At 61.8% G+C, this 14,892-nt stretch carries 16 protein-coding genes and 1 tRNA gene; 4 read left to right on the top strand and 13 right to left on the bottom strand.

What is annotated here, in order from left to right:
* Positions 1-34 precede the first annotated feature (34 nt).
* The 7 genes from infA to U5G49_RS01245 form a co-directional block, all read right to left on the bottom strand.
* Positions 35-253 carry a translation initiation factor IF-1 gene (gene infA / locus U5G49_RS01275; RefSeq protein ID WP_003545338.1) on the bottom strand — a complete coding sequence of 73 codons (219 nt, stop codon included), beginning with the start codon at positions 251-253 and terminating at the stop codon, positions 35-37.
* Positions 254-376: 123 nt separating this feature from the next.
* A complete protein-coding gene (locus tag U5G49_RS01270; protein WP_018244708.1) occupies positions 377-862 on the bottom strand; it encodes an arsenate-mycothiol transferase ArsC in 486 nt (161 codons plus the stop codon).
* Positions 859-1,332, bottom strand: coding sequence for a UPF0262 family protein (locus U5G49_RS01265; RefSeq protein ID WP_018244707.1), 474 nt, complete (start codon positions 1,330-1,332; stop codon positions 859-861). Before U5G49_RS01265 ends, U5G49_RS01270 begins: the two co-directional genes overlap by 4 nt.
* A gap of 4 nt (positions 1,333-1,336) precedes the next feature.
* The gene (hisD, locus tag U5G49_RS01260; RefSeq protein WP_193446777.1) at positions 1,337-2,635 is read right to left on the bottom strand and encodes a histidinol dehydrogenase; all 1,299 of its coding nucleotides are present in this window, start codon (positions 2,633-2,635) and stop codon (positions 1,337-1,339) included.
* Positions 2,636-2,691: 56 nt separating this feature from the next.
* Positions 2,692-3,123 carry a DUF2948 family protein gene (locus U5G49_RS01255; protein ID WP_018244705.1) on the bottom strand — a complete coding sequence of 144 codons (432 nt, stop codon included), beginning with the start codon at positions 3,121-3,123 and terminating at the stop codon, positions 2,692-2,694.
* Positions 3,124-3,280: 157 nt separating this feature from the next.
* Positions 3,281-4,573, bottom strand: a complete 1,293-nt coding sequence (murA, locus tag U5G49_RS01250; protein ID WP_018244704.1) for a UDP-N-acetylglucosamine 1-carboxyvinyltransferase — start codon at positions 4,571-4,573, stop codon at positions 3,281-3,283.
* A gap of 107 nt (positions 4,574-4,680) precedes the next feature.
* Positions 4,681-4,875 carry a hypothetical protein gene (locus tag U5G49_RS01245; RefSeq protein WP_018244703.1) on the bottom strand — a complete coding sequence of 65 codons (195 nt, stop codon included), beginning with the start codon at positions 4,873-4,875 and terminating at the stop codon, positions 4,681-4,683.
* A gap of 152 nt (positions 4,876-5,027) precedes the next feature.
* Here U5G49_RS01245 and U5G49_RS01240 point away from each other — a divergent pair.
* Positions 5,028-5,102, top strand: a tRNA-Thr gene (locus tag U5G49_RS01240).
* Positions 5,103-5,359: 257 nt separating this feature from the next.
* Positions 5,360-5,602 (top strand): DUF982 domain-containing protein, encoded by a 243-nt coding sequence (locus tag U5G49_RS01235; RefSeq protein WP_018244702.1) that lies wholly within the window; start codon positions 5,360-5,362, stop codon positions 5,600-5,602.
* A gap of 291 nt (positions 5,603-5,893) precedes the next feature.
* Here U5G49_RS01235 and U5G49_RS01230 read toward each other — a convergent pair whose 3' ends face one another.
* Both U5G49_RS01230 and U5G49_RS01225 read right to left on the bottom strand, forming a co-directional pair.
* A complete protein-coding gene (locus tag U5G49_RS01230) occupies positions 5,894-6,154 on the bottom strand; it encodes a hypothetical protein (RefSeq protein WP_193446776.1) in 261 nt (86 codons plus the stop codon).
* A 116-nt stretch (positions 6,155-6,270) separates the two neighbouring features.
* On the bottom strand, positions 6,271-6,531 hold the full coding sequence (locus tag U5G49_RS01225; RefSeq protein ID WP_018244700.1) for a BON domain-containing protein: 261 nt from the start codon (positions 6,529-6,531) through the stop codon (positions 6,271-6,273).
* A 178-nt stretch (positions 6,532-6,709) separates the two neighbouring features.
* On the opposite strand from U5G49_RS01225, the gene U5G49_RS01220 reads away from it, so the two are divergent.
* The gene (locus U5G49_RS01220; RefSeq protein WP_026188617.1) at positions 6,710-6,976 is read left to right on the top strand and encodes a PQQ-binding-like beta-propeller repeat protein; all 267 of its coding nucleotides are present in this window, start codon (positions 6,710-6,712) and stop codon (positions 6,974-6,976) included.
* Positions 6,977-7,083: 107 nt separating this feature from the next.
* Complete coding sequence (locus tag U5G49_RS01215) at positions 7,084-9,144, top strand: ATP-dependent helicase (RefSeq protein ID WP_193446775.1); 2,061 nt, start codon at positions 7,084-7,086, stop codon at positions 9,142-9,144.
* Between the two features lie 11 nt (positions 9,145-9,155).
* Here U5G49_RS01215 and U5G49_RS01210 read toward each other — a convergent pair whose 3' ends face one another.
* From U5G49_RS01210 to U5G49_RS01195, 4 genes are all read right to left on the bottom strand, one after another.
* The gene (locus U5G49_RS01210; protein WP_193446774.1) at positions 9,156-10,208 is read right to left on the bottom strand and encodes an enoyl-CoA hydratase/isomerase family protein; all 1,053 of its coding nucleotides are present in this window, start codon (positions 10,206-10,208) and stop codon (positions 9,156-9,158) included.
* Between the two features lie 81 nt (positions 10,209-10,289).
* Entirely contained in the window at positions 10,290-12,251 is a 1,962-nt protein-coding gene (locus U5G49_RS01205; RefSeq protein ID WP_193446773.1) for a putative bifunctional diguanylate cyclase/phosphodiesterase, read from the bottom strand.
* Between the two features lie 108 nt (positions 12,252-12,359).
* Positions 12,360-13,394 carry a UDP-glucose 4-epimerase GalE gene (galE, locus tag U5G49_RS01200; RefSeq protein WP_193446772.1) on the bottom strand — a complete coding sequence of 345 codons (1,035 nt, stop codon included), beginning with the start codon at positions 13,392-13,394 and terminating at the stop codon, positions 12,360-12,362.
* 221 nt (positions 13,395-13,615) lie between these two features.
* Positions 13,616-14,782, bottom strand: a complete 1,167-nt coding sequence (locus tag U5G49_RS01195) for a pyridoxal phosphate-dependent aminotransferase (RefSeq protein ID WP_193446771.1) — start codon at positions 14,780-14,782, stop codon at positions 13,616-13,618.
* Positions 14,783-14,892: the final 110 nt, after the last annotated feature.

Raw genomic sequence — 14,892 nt, 5'->3', positions numbered from 1 at the left:
GGAGCAAAAACCCTTGCAGGACCTTCGGGCAAGCTTACTTGAAACGGTAGGTAATCCGGCCCTTGGTCAGATCGTAGGGCGTCATTTCCACAAGCACCTTGTCGCCGGCGAGAACGCGGATGCGGTTCTTGCGCATGCGGCCTGCGGTGTGGGCGATGATCTCGTGTTCGTTTTCGAGCTTCACGCGGAACGTCGCATTCGGCAGAAGTTCGGTGACGATTCCCGGGAATTCGAGGACTTCTTCTTTAGGCATATAAGTGTTTTCTTCCTGTGGGTTGAATAGGCAGCGCAGCGCGCGCCTTTAAAATTTGGGCGGAAACTACACAATCAACGCAGGTTTGTGAACCTTGTTGAACGGCCTTTCCTTTATTTGTTTTCATGCCGATTGCGCAGCAATGCCATTTCGTTTGAGTAGCCGGCTTTCGATGAGGCCGGCCAGATGATCGCGGACCTCGCGGTAGCTCTCCAGAATCTGCTCGCGCGTTCCGATTGCAACCGTCGGATCCATCGTCGGCCAGTAGACGACATCGACCGCATTCGACCGGGTCAGCTCAAGTGCCGCATGATGGGCCTGCGGCGACAGCGTGATGATCAGATCGAAGTAATCATCCTCGAGCTCTTCCAGCGTCTGCGGCTGGCGGCGCCCGAGGGAAAGACCGATCTCGTCGAGCACGACATCCACGAAGGGATCGCGCTCGCCGGCGCGAACGCCGGCGGACCTGATATAGGTATTGGCCGGCAGAATGCTACGGGCGATCGCTTCGGCTATCGGCGAGCGGATGGCATTCATCCCGCACATGAAGAGGATGGCGCCCGGCCTCTTTCCCTCCTCGACGTCGACGGGCCGCTCCATTGCCGTCATCCGCGCCAGTAGAGCACGCAGACCAGCGTGAAGAGGCGCCGGGCGGTGTCGAAATCGACCTCTATCTTGCCGGCCAGCCTATCCTTCAGCGTCTGCGAGCCTTCATTGTGGATGCCGCGCCGGCCCATGTCGATCGCCTCGATGCGGCTTGGCGTCGACGAACGGATCGCTTCGTAATAACTCTCGCAGATCATGAAGTAATCCTTGACGATCCGCCGGAAGGGCGTGAGCGACAGGATATGGGTGGCGACACCGCCACCCTCGTCGGTGGTGATGGCAAAAACCAGCTTCGAATCGACCAGCGAGATGTTCAGCCGGTAAGGTCCGCCGACATGGCCGAGCGGCTCGAAACTATTCTCCTCGATCAGATCGAAGATGGCGACGGCGCGTTCATGCTCGACATCGGGCGTCGAACGGCCGATCGTATCGTCAAGGACGACGTCGCAAAGCCGGAATTCGCCCTTCGCCATGCCCTCACCTTTCGAGGTTGAGGCGGATCGCGACCGATCGCGCATGGGCATCGAGGCCTTCGGAAACGGCAAGGGCGATCGCCGCCGGGCCGAGGGTGCGCAGCTGCTGCGGGCCGAGGCGCAGGATCGAGGTGCGCTTGACGAAATCAAGCACCGAAAGACCGGACGAGAAACGCGCCGAACGCGCCGTCGGCAGCACATGGTTCGAACCGCCAACATAATCGCCGATCACTTCAGGCGTATGGGCGCCGATGAAGATCGCGCCGGCATTGCGGATGCCGTCGAGCAGCCGGTCCGGATCGACGACAGCGAGCTCCAGATGTTCCGCAGCGATACGGTTTGCCAGCGGAATGGCCTGTTTCAGATCGGAAACGAGGATGACAGCACCGAAATCGCGCCAGCTTGCTGCCGCCGTCTCAGCCCGGTTCAACGTCTTCAGCTGGCGTTCGACCGCCTGCTCCACCGCCTTGCCGAATGCTGCATCGTCGGTGATCAGGATCGCCTGGGAACTGACGTCGTGCTCGGCCTGCGCCAGGAGGTCGGCGGCGATCCAATCCGGATTGTTGTCCTTGTCTGCAATGACAAGCACTTCAGAGGGGCCGGCGATCATATCGATGCCGACGGTGCCGAAGACATGGCGCTTGGCGGCAGCGACATAAGCATTGCCGGGGCCAGTGATCTTGGCGACCGGGGCGATCGTCTCGGTGCCATAGGCAAGAGCCGCGATCGCCTGGGCGCCGCCGACACGGTAAATCTCGGTGACACCGACAAGCTTGGCGGCGGCAAGCACCGCCGGATTGACGGCGCCGCCAGTGGCAGGAACGGCGATGACGATGCGATCGACACCGGCGACCTTGGCCGGCACGGCGTTCATCAGCACCGAGCTCGGATAGCTCGCGGTGCCGCCCGGAACATAGAGCCCGACCGCTTCGATCGCCGTCCAGCGCGAGCCGAGACCGACGCCGAGGTCGTCCTCGTAGATATCGTCCTTCGGCAGTTGCCGGCGATGGTGGGATTCGATGCGCAGTGCGGCGAGCTTCAGCGCGCCCAGCACTTCCGAGGGCACCGCTTCGACAGCAGCGTCGATTTCCTGCGATGTGACGCGCATCGGGACGGTGGCGAAATCGATGCCGTCGAATTTCAGCGAATATTCGGCAAGCGCGACATCGCCACGGGCTCTGATATCATCGATGATGGCGCGAACGACGATGTTCACATCCTCGGAGACTTCACGCTTCGTCGTCAGAAAGGCGGCAAAATGCTGCTCGAAACCTTCCGATGCCTGATCCAGCCAGATTGCCAAGGCCGATATTCCTTCTCAACTCGAAACTGCGATGTTCAAACTCAAGGCGTCAAGCACTAGAGGTGGCGAGGCTTCGAGGAAGCCTCCCAGGCGCCGCCGATATCGGCCAGCTGGACCTCGATGCATTCGACATCGAGCGCAATCGAGGCCGTGCCCGACAGCGACAGCTCGATCGTGCCCTCCGGCCCCTCGCCCTTCTTCTCGAAGCGCAACGCCAGCAGCGACAGCACCTCGTCCCGCTTCTGACGGTCGATGCCGAGCGAGCGGACGGCAAGCGCGCGCTTGAAGACCAGGGCAGCGCGGCGACGCTCGAAACCCCTGCGCTTGCGCTCGGCACCTTCCCAGACGAAACGATTAACGGCAAGCGCGAACTGCGCGTCGCGCGGCGACCAGTCGATGTCGCCGACCTTGAAGACGCTATCCTGCATATGCGCGGAAATGATCGCAAGATCCTCGTCATCGAGCGCAACAAGTTTCAGGTCGGTCATTCAGTCTCAATCCCATTGCCGGCCGAAGCCGGGCACCGCCGGAATGGCGATGCGTCAGACAAGGGAAATAAGGCGCTGCGGCCAATTACGCAACCGGGATAAGGATCGCCTTAGATCCGGATTCCGATTTAAGGAATTCTGCTCCAGCGCCCTCTCCTCACTCGCTGATGCGCTCGACGATGGCGCCGCAGCGGGTCAGCTTCTCCTCGAGCCGCTCGAAACCGCGGTCGAGGTGATAGACGCGGGAGACCGTGGTTTCGCCCTCGGCGGCAAGGCCGGCGATGACCAGCGAGACGGAAGCGCGCAGATCGGTCGCCATGACAGGCGCGCCGCGCAGGCGCTCGACACCCTCGATCTTCGCCGTCTGGCCGGACAGTGAGATCCTGGCGCCGAGGCGGGCAAGCTCCTGCACATGCATGAAACGGTTTTCGAAGATGGTCTCGGTGACATGCGAGACGCCTGAAGAGCGGGTCATCAGCGCCATGAACTGCGCCTGCAGATCGGTCGGGAAGCCCGGGAAAGGATCGGTGACGATATCGACCGGCTTGATGCCGGCGCCATTGCGCTTGATGCGCATGCCATTGTTGGTCGACGAGATTTCCGCACCGGCGCGGCGCAGCGTTTCCACCGCGGTTTCGAGCAGCGCCACATCGGTATTCTCGAGCACGACGTCACCGCCGGCCATGGCGACGGCCATGGCATAGGTGCCGGTCTCGATGCGATCCGGCAGGACGCGGTGGCGGGCGCCGGAGAGCGAGGTGACGCCTTCAATGGTGATCGTCGCCGTGCCGGCGCCCGATATCTTGGCGCCCATGGCGTTCAGGCAGTTGGCGAGATCGACGACCTCAGGCTCGCGGGCGGCATTGCCGATCACCGTCGTGCCGCGGGCAAGCGTTGCCGCCATCATCATCACATGGGTGGCGCCGACGGAGACCTTCGGGAAGGTGTAGCGCGCGCCGATCAGGCCGCCAGCCGGGGCCTTGGCGTTGATATAACCGGCATCGATCTCCATGCTCGCGCCGAGCGCCGTCAGGCCCTCGATGAAGAGATCAACGGGGCGCGTGCCGATGGCACAGCCGCCCGGCAGCGAAACGCGGCAATGGCCTTCGCGCGCCAGCAACGGGCCGATGACCCAGAAGGAGGCGCGCATCTTCGAGACCAGTTCATAAGATGCTGTGGTATCGACGATGGTGCGGCAGGTGAAATGGATCGTGCGCGAATAGGAATCTTCCTGGCGCTCGCGACGGCCGTTGACGGCGACATCGACGCCGTGATTGCCGAGGATGCGCATCAGCAATTCGACATCGGCCAGATGCGGCACGTTTTCGAGCGTCAGCGTATCGCTGGTCAGAAGCGAGGCGATCATCAGCGGCAGTGCGGCATTCTTGGCGCCGGAAATCGGAATGATGCCATTCAGCTCATTACCGCCGACGATTCTGATACGATCCATGTGCGCTTACGGGCAGCGCCCGCCTTTCCTGAAAGTTCTGCCTTGGAATAAGGAGTGAGGTGTTTAGGGGATTTCTCGAGACGCTTCAATTCGCGACGGACGGAACATTACGATTCGTCCATTTTTGCGGCGGGCAGCCCATTTGTTTCGTCGGCCTGGCCCGAACGGCGGGCGCGGACCTGCTGTTTGCGTCGCCCCAGATTTTCCCTGAGCTTGTCGGCGGCGCGCTCGCGGCGCAGTTTCGCCTGTGCCTCGATCGCCTCTTTGCGGCTCTGCTGGCCGGTTTCGGTCTTTTCGTTCATGGGAACAGGATTAGCTGAATTCGCGCCGATCCAAAAGGCCCTTCGCCGCAATCGACGCGAAGTTGGAATTTGCAGCTTGCGCTGGCCGCCAAGCTGTGGCAATAGCCCCCCGTTCTCGCGATTGAGCCACCCGGCTCGCGCGGTCTGGTCCTGCTGCCGTAGCTCAGTGGTAGAGCACACCCTTGGTAAGGGTGAGGTCGGTGGTTCAATCCCACTCGGCAGCACCAGTTTTCTTGAAAAGACAGTCCATCTCGACTCCACCCTTCCCGGCGAAAACACCTTATAAGTTGGCGTTTCTCATCAGTTGGCGTCCATAGGCTTTCCTGTCATGGGTCGAGGCGAAACCATTCGTCGCGGCATCAGTGACGATCCGCCCATTTGCCGACGGTGAAAATCGCGCTAGAGTATTAGCTATCGCAGAGTCTCCCCGGAGGAACTGGGAGATGTTGCGCTCATTTCTGTCGAAAATCGTGGAGGAGCGTCGATGGCAACTGAAAGATGGAACAGCCCGGTCAAGGTTGGTTTCGAAAATGCCGATGCGCGAACGGTCAATGGTCCGTTCGATGCGCTGAAGTGCCTGGCGGATCTCTGGCCGAGTGTGCGCGGGCTTCGTTATATCAAGGCCCGCAGCACCTGCCGGGCAGCGCTCGACGGGCGCAAGAGCGTGGAAGAGGCGAGAGCCGAGTTTCTGGCGGCAGCCGAAGAGGCGAAGCTGAAGCTTCATTGAACTGGCGCATAATCCTTTCCGAAAATCGATTCCGATTTTCGGGGTTATGCGCTGCACTTCGGTCAGGATTTCCAGGCCGCATCAGGTCGTTCGTAAACGGAACGTGCCGGAACAGGGCAATGCTTTAATTTTACTTAACCCTGCATCGAACTCGCGCCGGGTTTTGTTGCAACAGGTGTTGCGCCCGGTACGGGGGTCTTCATAGAAGATGGCCAGCCTTCATGATGATGGTTAGAGGCTCGTCACCTCTGCGAAAACGCAGGCGAGCCTCGTCCGAGCAAAGCGGATGTTTCAGCAGTCCGCGCCGCCCTCATTCTCCACTTCGACATAACCGACACCAATGATCGTGCCATCCGCCGCGCGGATGAAGGACGGCAAATACTGAGGATCTGCCGGCGTGCAGGCGACGGTCCCGGTATATTCGTTGAGGGCTATCTCGTCCTTCGGCAAAGCGGAATAATTCGTGCCGGTTTCCAGCGAGGCATGGGCGGAGCCGGCAAAGACACCGCCTGTTATCAAGGTCATTGCAGAGATGCGAAGAAGCGACTGCATGGGGGTCTCCAGCGTTTAGGTCCGGCCTTTCAACACGTGGGAGGGTGTTTTGGTTCCCTTCATGCATCGCAAAGACATGAGCGCGCGAACCGGCGCGGCATCCCATTCTCAAGACTTCAGCGTCGCAGCAGGCGACCACGCACATAGCCTCGCCCGACGACGCCCTCGGCGATCTCGATCGCCCGCTCGACATCGCCCCGCCGGCGCACGAAACCCTCCAGGATGAGATAGGAGCCCGATATGCTGACGGTGATTTCGCCGGCTTCGAAATCGGCGGCCGCATGAAGGGCGCTTTCCACCGAGGCGCGCGTCGCGGCATCGCTGTGGCCCTGCCGGCCGGGCTCGTCATGCCCCGTGAATGCTGGAAAGCCGAGCACCGTGAACGTTTCCTGATGTTGGTTGATGTCTGTTAACGCCGCAGGTGCGCATTTCGTTGCGTCCCGCGGAAAAGAAGAGCCTGCTCGACAGCGATACCTGCGCGGTGGCATGGGCTACCCTTGGCGAAAGGTGCGGCGGCTTCCATATCTGGCTGCAGTCGAAAGAGGGATGATGACGATGAAAGCGCTTCTGCCTGCCTTGTTTGCCGGGGCATTGCTTGCCGGCTGCTCTTCGGCCGATACGCCGGCGCTGGACCCCATTCCCGGCAGCATTACCTATGGCGGCCAGCCGCGAACGAAGCTCACCAAGTCGCCGGTCGGCAGCGCCGTCTACAACCAGTTCTACAACGGGACGGGACAGCGCGTGGAGGAAACCTATATCCTTCAGCCCGACCGCAGCCTGAAGCTGGTGCGGCGCGTAGTCGGTCCGGATTTCCCCGACTGAGCTGTTGCTCGCGCGCCAGATCGCTTGACAGGGACGGCAATCGCGAACATTCAAGGAACATCTAATCATTCCCCAGTGATTCTGCGGGAGCCCGACCGGACGGCTGGATGTATCTCGAAAAGCTCAATCCGCAGCAGCGCATGGCCGTCGAGCACGGCACGCTCATCGACGGCAGCCATATTGCCGGGCCGCTGCTGGTCATTGCCGGCGCCGGCTCGGGCAAGACGAATACCTTGGCGCATCGGGTCGCTCATCTGATCGTCAAGGGCGCCGATCCCCGCCGCATCCTGCTGATGACCTTCTCGCGCCGGGCAGCCGCCGAGATGGCGCGGCGCGTCGAGCGCATCTGCCGCGATGTGCTTGGTGCGAATGCCGGCGTCATGGCGGATGCGCTTTCCTGGTCCGGCACCTTCCATGGCATCGGCGCGCGGCTGTTGCGCGATTATGCCCAGCAGATCGGCCTCGACCCGGATTTCACCATCCACGACCGCGAAGACAGCGCCGATCTGATGAACCTGATCCGGCACGACCTCGGTTTCTCAAAGACGGAAAGCCGTTTTCCCACAAAGGGCACCTGCCTTGCCATCTATTCCCGGGCGGTGAATTCGGAGACCGCGCTCGACCTCGTGCTGCGCGACGTCTTTCCCTGGTGCGCGGCGTGGGAAAAACAGTTGCGCGAACTTTTCGCCAGCTATGTCGAGGCCAAGCAGAGCCAGAACGTGCTCGACTACGACGATCTGCTGCTCTACTGGGCGCAGATGGTCGGCGAGGCTGTCATTGCCGAGGATATCGGCAGCCGCTTCGACCATGTGCTCGTTGATGAATATCAGGACACCAACCGGCTGCAGGCCTCGATCCTGCTGGCGCTGAAGCCCGGCGGCCAGGGGCTAACCGTCGTCGGTGACGATGCGCAGTCGATCTATTCCTTCCGCGCCGCGACGGTGCGCAATATCCTCGATTTTCCGGCCGCCTTCAGCCCGGCCGCCAATATCGTCACGCTCGACCGCAACTACCGCTCGACGCAGCCGATCCTCGCCGCCGCCAACGCCGTCATCGATCTCGCCTCGGAGCGCTTCACCAAGAATCTCTGGACCGAGCGGCAATCATCCGAGAGGCCGCGCCTCGTCACGGTGCGCGACGAGGCCGAGCAGGCGCGCTACGTCGCCGACATGGTGCTCGACAACCGCGAGGAAGGCCTCACGCTCAAGCAGCAGGCCGTGCTCTTCCGCGCCTCGCACCACAGCGGGCCGCTGGAGGTCGAGTTGACTCGGCGCAACATTCCCTTCGTCAAATTCGGCGGGCTGAAGTTTCTCGACAGCGCGCATGTGAAGGACATGCTGGCCGCCCTTCGCTTCGCGCAGAACCCGCGCGACCGTGTGGCGGGCTTCCGGCTGATGCAGATCCTGCCGGGCGTCGGGCCGTCGACGGCGCAGAAGACGCTCGACCTGATGGCCGAGGATGCCAGCCCGATTACTGCTCTTGGCGCCATGCCGGCGCCGCCGCGTTCCGGCGAAGACTGGACAATGTTCGTCTCGATGCTGCAGGAGCTGAAGACCGGCAAGGCCGGCTGGCCGGCGGAAATCGGCCTGGCGCGGCAATGGTACGCGCCGCATCTGGAACGGCTGCACGAGGACGCAGCGACGCGGCAGGCCGACCTGCTGCAGCTAGAGCAGATCGCCGGCGGTTATGCCTCGCGCGAGCGCTTTCTCACCGAGCTCACGCTTGATCCGCCGGATGCGACCAGCGACCAGGCGGGCGTGCCGCATCTCGACGAAGACTATCTCATCCTGTCGACCATCCATTCCGCCAAGGGCCAGGAATGGACGAGGGTCTTCATGCTGAACGTCGTCGACGGCTGCATACCGAGCGATCTCGCCGTCGGCACCACCGCCGAAATCGAAGAGGAGCGCCGCCTGCTTTATGTCGCCATGACCCGCGCCAGGGATGGTCTCGACCTTGTCGTGCCGCAACGCTTCTTCACCTATGGGCAGAACTCGCAGGGCGACCGGCACGTCTATGCCTCACGCAGCCGCTTCATTCCGGCAACGCTGCTGCAGTTCTTCGAGGCCTGCAGCTGGCCGCAGGTGAAATCTGGCAGCGTCGCCCAACAGCAGGCGCGGCAGGTGCGCATCGATGTCGGCGCCCGCATGCGCGGCATGTGGCGATAACTGGATAGCGTTCAGAGTGAAAGCGGCGGTTCGGCCGGTTTCAGGAAATTTTCGACCGTTGATGCCTCCACGGCCTCGACTGACGCCGGCGACCATTGCGGATTGCGATCCTTGTCGATGACGGCGGCGCGGATGCCCTCGAAAAAATCGGGATTATCAAGCATCTGCAGGCAGGCGCCGAGTTCGCGGCCGAGGCATTCGGCAAGCGAGGCGCTGCGGCGGCCGGCCCTGAGCAGCCGCAACGCGAGCTTCAGGCTGGTCGGTGAACGCGTCAGCATCACCCGGCGTGTCTCGGCGGCGAATTCGCCTTCCTCCCCGGCAAGCGCTGCCAGGATTTCCTCGACGTTGTCGAAACGGAATGCGCGATCGATCATTGCTGCGTTCTGCCGCAGCCGGCTTTCTCCCTGAGGCTCCGAAAGCGCCTGCAGCACGGCATCGACGTCGCTGGGTGAACTGCCGCGCGGCAGGTCCGACAGAGCATCGATCACCTCGCCCATCCGAGACGACGCGATCTGGAGGTCGGCAAGGCGAGCGTGGATCGCGTCGGCAGCGCCGATATCGAGCCCTGTCAGGCCGAGCCATGTTCCGGCCTCGCCGGGCGCGCGCGGCAGCAGCCAGGTGGCGCCGACATCCGGGACATAGCCGATGCCGGTTTCGGGCATGGCAAGCCGCGTGCGCTCGGTGACGATGCGGTGGCGGCCGTGCGCCGACAGGCCGACGCCGCCGCCCATGGTGATGCCGTCCACCAGCGCGACATAGGGTTTGGGATAGGAGGCAATCATATGGTTGAGGCGGAATTCCTCGCGCCAGAAGCTTGCCGCCAGGCCATCGCCGGCGCGGGCGCTTTCATGCAGGGCGCGGATATCGCCACCGGCACAGAAGCCGCGTTCGCCCTCCCCCATCATCACGACGCTCGCCACCTCGGAATCTCGGGCGAAGTCGTGAAGGGTCGCAGTGATCGTGCGGATCATCGGCAGCGTCAGGCTGTTCAACGCCCGCGGCCGGTTGAGCCGGATCACCCCCGCGGTGCCCCGCCGTTCAATGATGACTTCGCCGTCTTGCATGGTTCACCTCATCCTGTTGAAACATGAATAGCCGACGATGCAGCATCGCTCCAGTCGATTTAAGACCGGTCGAAGATTGGTTCAGGCAGACAGCGAATTGCGGGCGGCGGCTGCGGCCTCGCACCGGGCGGCGTAATCGATGGCAAGTTCCAGCGGCAGCGGCCGCGAGAAATGATAGCCCTGCGCCAGACGAACGCCCATCGCCTTCAATCCCTCGGCGATCTCTCCGCTTTCGACGCCTTCGGCGACGGAGGCAATGCCGAGATTCTGGCAGAGATTGGCGACCGAGCGGGTGATGTTCATGCAACGGGCGTCACGATCGAAATTCATCACGAAGGACTTGTCGATCTTCAGCTTGTCGAAGCCGAGACGATGAATATGGCTGAGGCTCGAATAGCCGGTGCCGAAATCGTCAAGGGCAATTGAGATGCCGGCGGCGCGCAGCATAGTGATTACCTGGTCGGCGGTGTCGAAATCGGAGAGCAGTGCCGTCTCGGTGATCTCGAATTCGATGCGCCTGGGATCGATGCCGGAGCGGGTGATCATGGCAAGCAGCGCCATCGAGGTCTCGTGGTCGCAGATATCGCGTGCCGAGAGATTGAAGGACAGCCTGAGATGCCGTGGAATGATTGCCAGCGCTTCGAGCGCCTTGGCGAAGAGGATGCGGGTCATGCGGCCGATGACCGCCGTGCGCTCGGCAGCGGGAATGAAGGCTTCGGGACTGATCCGGCCGAAGCGGGCGCTGTCCCAGCGGGCGAGCGCCTCGTAAGCGACGACGCGGCCGCTCCTCAATTCGACGATCGGCTGATAGTCGAGTTTCAATTCCTTGGCGAAGTCGTTCGCCTGCAGCTCGAGTTCGATCAGGTGGCGCTGGGTCAGGATCTTCTCGTGGTCGGCCGAGAAGAATTCGACACCGCTGCTGCGCTTGCTCTTGACCTGATAGAGGGCGAAGTCGGCTTTCTCGTAGAGATCCTCGGCCGTGTACTCGCCGATATCGGGATAGACGATGCCGCAGGAACCGAAGACACGGACCGAGCCGTCGGGGATTTCGTAGGGATCGCGGACGGCAGCACAGAGCGCCTGGCCGAGATCGGCGATCGCCTGGCGTGTCATCGAGCAGGGGAAGATGATACCGAACTCATCGCCGCCGAGACGAGAGACGATGCCCTCTTCGCCGACCAGCGCGACGAAGCGGCGGGCCGTCTCCTTGAGCACGAGATCGCCGGCCGCATGGCCGAAGACGTCGTTGACAGGCTTGAAGCCATCGAGATCGAGAATGCCGAGGACGGGCGGCGTCGACGGATCCTTCTGCAGCCGTTTTTCCAGCGAGAGAAAGAAGCTGCGACGATTGGCAAGGCCGGTCAGCTGGTCATGCAGGGCGTTGCGGCTGTTGACGAGGTTCAGCTCCTCGGCTTCCGCCTGCTTCTGCTTCAGCTCCTCGGTCAATTGCACGAGGCCGACGAAATTCTGGAAATAGCTGTTGATCACCCGGAGAAAGGGCAGGATCAGGAAGAGGCCGCTGACGGCAGTCGCGACGAAAACGGGATTGCCGGAGAACATGAAGGTCGCAACCATGGCCGAGAAGGTGATCACAGTGGTCAGCGCGGCCGCTATCGGCAGATGCATCAGGCAAAAGATGCAGGAAATGCCTGTCACGACAAGGAAATAGGCGATCTGACCCTGCTGGGAAGCGTCGCCATATTGGTAAAGCGCGATCGCCCAGCTGCCGAAAGCGACGGCCAGGATGGCGGCGCCTGTTATAGTGATCTTCATCAGCCTGTAGGCCCGCTCGGCGGTCACGTCTTCCTTGCCCCTGATCTCCCACCAGCAGAGACGGAAGACGCAGACGACGCTCAAGGTGACGGGAATGTAGAGCGAGAGCCACAGGGGCGCGGATTTGAGGTGGGTGATCGCCACCGCAAGGGCGTTGATGATCAGCAGGACATAGAGAATGGGGATCTGCGACGACAGGGCCTGGAACTGCGCCAGCAGAAGCGTCGGATTGTCTTTTTGCAGCTGCAATGAGGCCAGAAAGTTCTTCATCTTCTCTTTTCCGTTGGCCAGAGCCAGCCAGAGAAAGCTTGATTTTTCCTTATTCACGTAACGGCATTAGGCCCCCGCAGGCGCGGGGACCGTAAACAGGCTCCAGCATCAGAACGAAGCGGCGGCGAGTGCCCGGTGGATGCTGTGCAGGTCGTCGACGCTCTTGTTCGACAGGAACAGTTCCCAATCGAGCGAGCTCTGGACGATGGTTTCCAGCGAATCGTATCTGGGCTTCCAGTCGAGCACTTGCCGAGCGAGCGAAGCGTCTGCGACGACGCTTGCCGAATCGCCGGCGCGCCGCGGCGCCATATGGATCTTGAAGGAATGCCCGTGCAGGCGGGTGACCATGTTCAACACGTCGAGCACGGAATAGCCGCTGCCATAACCGCAATTGGCAACGAGCGAGCCCTTGCCTCTGCGCAGATGCTGCAGCGCTTTCAGATGTGCATCCGTGAGATCGCTGACATGGATGTAGTCGCGCACGCCGGTGCCGTCATGGGTGGGATAGTCGATGCCGTAGACATTGACGCTGTCGCGCCTGCCGAGTGCTGCCTCGCAGGCGACCTTGATGAGGTGCGTGGCGCCTGACGTCGACTGGCCGGCACGGTGGTGCGGGTCGGCGCCGGCGACGTTGAAGTAACGAAGCGCGACATAGTTGAAATCATAGGCGGCGGCGGCATCGCGCAGCATGAACTCGGTCATCAGCTTCGACTGGCCGTAAGGATTCTCCGGATTGAGGGGGGCGGTCTCCTTCACCGGCAGGTCGGTCTTTTGTTGACCATAGACGGCCGCCGTCGAGGAGAAGACGAAGGTACGGATACCGGCCTTGACCGAAGCACTCAGAAGCGCCCGGGTCTTGCCGGAATTGTTGTCGTAATAAGAGAGCGGATCGGCGACCGAGACCGGGACGACGGCGGAGCCGGCGAAATGGATGATCGCCTCGATGTCGTTTTCAATGAAGACCTTTTTCAGGACGTCGGGATCGGCAATATCGCCGAGATAAAAACGCGCCGCCGGCGCCACGGCCCAGCGAAAGCCCGTGGAGAGGCGATCGAGCACGACCACATCCTCGCCCGCATCGAGCAGCGCCCACACCATGTGACTGCCGATATATCCGGCGCCGCCCGTCACCAAAACCGCCATGTCCCGCATCCCTGCTTTCGTTTTTATAAGCAGGGGCATCAGGCGCCGGTTTTTCTTTCCAATTTTCTTATCGAATGGCCTTTCAAGGGGCTTTGAACGGGTATGTTTGGAGTCGTGGTTAGAGGCCGATTTCGGGCTTTGCTAGAGTTTTATCAATCCGGCGATTCCGGCACAAAATCGATCCGGCCACCCGCCACGATACCTCTTGCGTCCAGTGCTTCTCAGAGCTTGAGGATATAGTCGCAGAGACGCTCGGCTGCGGTCGCTACCTGCGTGGGGTCACGCAGGAAACAGGCGCGCAGGAAGAGTTCGCCGCCCCGACCGAAAGCGGTTCCGGGGGCAAGGCCAACGCCTGTCTTGTCGACGATGTCGAGCGCTGCTTTGCGGCTGTCGGCGACGCCGTCGATCTTCAGGAAGGCGTAGATTGCGCCGTCCGGCTTCAGCGTCTCGACCCGATTGGTGGCAACAAGCGCATCGCAGAGAATATCGCGGGAGCGGGCCGCCTTGGCGATATTGGCAGCGACGAAATCGTCGCCTTGATCAAGGGCTGCGACGGCGCCCTTCTGCATGAACTGCGCCACCCCCGATGTCGAATATTGGATGAGGTTTTCGAGCACCTGTCCCATCTCAGGGGGTGCCACGATCCAGCCGACGCGCCAGCCGGTCATCGACCAGTTCTTCGAGAAGGAATTGACGAAGATGATCTTGTCATCAGGTTCCATCACATCGAGGAAAGAGGGTGCGCGGCCGCCGGCAAAATAGTAGCGGGCGTAGATTTCATCCGCCATGATCCAGAGGTCGTGCCTGCGGGCAAGCGCCAGGATATTGCGAAGGTCCTGTTTCGTGGCCGTCCAACCCGTCGGGTTCGACGGCGTGTTGATGAAGATGCCCTTGGTCTTCGGCGTGATCGCGGTTTCGATGCGGTCAAGGTCGACCACCCATTTACCGCCTTCGAACTGCAGCTCAACACCGACGGAGCGCGCACCTGAGATTTCGAGAGCGGCGGCGATATTCGGCCAGGACGGCGAGAGGTAAACCAGTTCGTCACCCGGCGAGGTCAGCGCCTGCACGGCGATCTGGATCGCCTGCATGCCGGAACCGGTGACGTAGAAATGCTCGATCGGAAGCCGGATTCCGAAATGTCTGGTGTAATAATCCGAAAGCGCCTGGCGAAGCTCCGGAATGCCGCGCTGCCAGGTGTAGAAGGTCTCGCCGGCGGCCAGCGCGTCCATCGCCGCCCTGCTGATGAAATCGGGCGTCGGCAGATCGCCTTCACCCACCCAGAGCGGCAGCAGACCTTCGCGGCCACGGGCATAATTGACGACTTCGACGATCCCGCTTTCGGGCGCCGCTACGGCGCGCGGGCTGAGGCTGCTCACGATCGACATGCATATCTCCGGTTTCCGCCTTCATAGCGGATTTGCGCCGGCAAATCCCATGACATCCAGTGATGGCATATCTATTTTCGTGATGATTGAGCCCGGCCGGAACGAACGGG

It is taken from the genome of Rhizobium indigoferae (genome assembly GCF_034554815.1).
Classification (GTDB): domain Bacteria; phylum Pseudomonadota; class Alphaproteobacteria; order Rhizobiales; family Rhizobiaceae; genus Rhizobium; species Rhizobium leguminosarum.
This window is presented reverse-complemented; position numbering and strand designations above follow the sequence as displayed.

Bases quoted from the DNA above. Each gene is read 5' to 3' on its own strand.
- infA (WP_003545338.1), bottom strand. From the start codon at position 253: ATGCCTAAAGAAGAAGTCCTCGAATTCCCGGGAATCGTCACCGAACTT.
- U5G49_RS01270 (WP_018244708.1), bottom strand. From the start codon at position 862: ATGACGGCAATGGAGCGGCCCGTCGACGTCGAGGAGGGAAAGAGGCCG.
- U5G49_RS01265 (WP_018244707.1), bottom strand. From the start codon at position 1,332: ATGGCGAAGGGCGAATTCCGGCTTTGCGACGTCGTCCTTGACGATACG.
- U5G49_RS01255 (WP_018244705.1), bottom strand. From the start codon at position 3,123: ATGACCGACCTGAAACTTGTTGCGCTCGATGACGAGGATCTTGCGATC.
- murA (WP_018244704.1), bottom strand. From the start codon at position 4,573: ATGGATCGTATCAGAATCGTCGGCGGTAATGAGCTGAATGGCATCATT.
- U5G49_RS01245 (WP_018244703.1), bottom strand. From the start codon at position 4,875: ATGAACGAAAAGACCGAAACCGGCCAGCAGAGCCGCAAAGAGGCGATC.
- U5G49_RS01235 (WP_018244702.1), top strand. From the start codon at position 5,360: ATGGCAACTGAAAGATGGAACAGCCCGGTCAAGGTTGGTTTCGAAAAT.
- U5G49_RS01230 (WP_193446776.1), bottom strand. From the start codon at position 6,154: ATGCAGTCGCTTCTTCGCATCTCTGCAATGACCTTGATAACAGGCGGT.
- U5G49_RS01220 (WP_026188617.1), top strand. From the start codon at position 6,710: ATGAAAGCGCTTCTGCCTGCCTTGTTTGCCGGGGCATTGCTTGCCGGC.
- U5G49_RS01215 (WP_193446775.1), top strand. From the start codon at position 7,084: ATGTATCTCGAAAAGCTCAATCCGCAGCAGCGCATGGCCGTCGAGCAC.
- U5G49_RS01210 (WP_193446774.1), bottom strand. From the start codon at position 10,208: ATGCAAGACGGCGAAGTCATCATTGAACGGCGGGGCACCGCGGGGGTG.
- U5G49_RS01205 (WP_193446773.1), bottom strand. From the start codon at position 12,251: ATGAAGAACTTTCTGGCCTCATTGCAGCTGCAAAAAGACAATCCGACG.
- galE (WP_193446772.1), bottom strand. From the start codon at position 13,394: ATGGCGGTTTTGGTGACGGGCGGCGCCGGATATATCGGCAGTCACATG.
- U5G49_RS01195 (WP_193446771.1), bottom strand. From the start codon at position 14,782: ATGTCGATCGTGAGCAGCCTCAGCCCGCGCGCCGTAGCGGCGCCCGAA.